This window comes from Pseudomonas sp. LM13, assembly GCF_041381355.1.
Lineage (GTDB): Bacteria > Pseudomonadota > Gammaproteobacteria > Pseudomonadales > Pseudomonadaceae > Stutzerimonas > Stutzerimonas frequens.
The window spans coordinates 1-1,866 of the sequence record NZ_JACBXH010000100.1 but is presented as its reverse complement, the minus strand read 5'-3'; the positions used below and the strand labels follow the sequence as shown (position 1 = coordinate 1,866).

General features: G+C 56.3%; 2 protein-coding genes. One reads left to right on the top strand and one right to left on the bottom strand.

Translation table 11 applies throughout. From position 1 onward, the window contains the following. Positions 1–678, top strand: a 678-nt coding sequence (locus HZR81_RS23435; protein WP_500129381.1) for an efflux RND transporter permease subunit, incomplete at its 5' end; no start/stop codon positions are given. 910 nt (positions 679–1,588) lie between these two features. Here HZR81_RS23435 and HZR81_RS23430 read toward each other — a convergent pair. Further along, on the bottom strand, positions 1,589–1,866 hold a 278-nt coding region (locus HZR81_RS23430), incomplete at its 5' end, for a hypothetical protein (RefSeq protein ID WP_500129380.1).

Genomic DNA, 1,866 nt, shown 5'->3' with positions numbered 1-1,866 from the left:
GGCAAGCGTCTGGTGGTGGTAAGCGCCAACGTTCGAGGGCGTGACATTGGCAGTTTCGTCCAAGATGCGTCTGCAGCAATCGCTGAACGAAACCCGGTACCGCCCGGTTACTGGACGACGTGGGGTGGGCAGTTCGAGCAGCTGCAGGCTGCCGCCAAGCGCCTGCAGCTGGTCGTCCCAGTCGCCTTACTGCTGGTCTTCGTGCTGCTGTTCATGATGTTCAACACACTGCGCGATGGGCTGGTCGTCTTCACTGGCATTCCGTTCGCGCTTACTGGGGGAATTCTTGCACTCTGGCTCCGGGACATTCCCCTCTCAATTTCCGCTGGCGTCGGGTTCATCGCGTTGTCGGGTGTGGCAGTACTCAACGGACTGGTGATGATTGCTTTCATTAAAGGATTGCTAGAGGAAGGCCGGCCTTTATCCGAGGCTGTGCGTGAGGGCGCACTGGTGCGATTGCGCCCAGTCCTGATGACAGCGCTGGTGGCGTCGCTCGGCTTCGTCCCAATGGCGTTGGCCACAGGGACCGGCGCGGAAGTCCAACGGCCTCTGGCGACCGTGGTCATTGGCGGCATCCTGTCCTCGACAGCACTGACGCTGCTGGTATTGCCTGCGCTCTATTACACGGCTCTGCAGCGCCGCATGAAACGCAACGAAGAGGATGAGGACGCGAGCTGATATTGGTTTTCTCCCAACGTAGGCCAGGCTTGATGCCTGGCCTTTTTATGAATATCCAATCGAAGCTTCGAAGGGTTCACTGAAAGGATTTGTGGCCCCAATGCGCTGGTAACGACTGACGGGTACGTTATCGAGAATCGGGTAGGAGGCGGGGTCGCCCCCGCCGTCCTCCCACACCACCGTACATACGGTTCCGTATACGGCGGTTCCTGCCTACTGACAGACTGCGTCAGCGAGCTTGGTTCCGTTGATGTGTCGCCTGTGGTAACTAAGCGCCCAGACCGGCCCTCGGAGTTTCCGACTCCTACCTCCTGATGGTCTCGACCGCCGCTGTTCACGACGTTTCTGCCTTACGCTCCAACAGAGAGCACACCTGACTATCCACTCATGACAGGTTCAGCCCTTCATCGCTCCGGTTCCGAGCAACTACTACGGCCTCTGCTGACTTCTGTTCGCCCATCCCGCCACCTCTCGGTGCCGGTAGCACGTGGCAGGCCAAACAGATCTCCCAGGGTAATTCGCGCGACCTTCCTGCTTATGCCTGTCGGATTTACGTCGTAGCGTTCCGTGCAAGTATCGGGCTTTGGCAATCGTTGCTACCTCACCCCGCTACGCCGCCTCTATCCGCTTCCTGTACGTCAGACCAGCATTTTGCCTCGGGCTTCCTTCAGATTCGCGGTCACCCGCGACACCCTTGCCTTCAGCTAACACTTCCCCTTGCCGGGTGTGTAGAGGACTTTCACCTCCAAATCGTCCGACTCACCACCACAGTGAGCCGAACAGCGCCAGTCACGGCACTACGCGCCATGCCTGGCGCACAACAAAAAAAGCGCCTCGAAAGGCGCTTAAATACAGCTTTACCAACGGGATTCGGAAGCTATCGGAGGCGAAGATTGTTCGGGTGAAGCGGTTATTCAGTTTTGGATTCTTTCTTTATTTGCATATTGCTCTGATCCGGGCGCGGATTCTTAGCTTCTAGTCCGTCTATTTTTTCTTCACCAGACTCGGTTTCGTGAATCCGTTTTTGTTCTGCACGAAACTTTTCGTTAAATTTCATTGAACGATCGTAGCCGTCTCCTGCATAGGATAATGCGGAGCCGAAGATTACCGATCCAACAATAATAGCTTTCAACAGATTCATATGGGCAGCCCTCGCTAAATTCAAAGTGGCTTGTTGAGCTTTCCCGG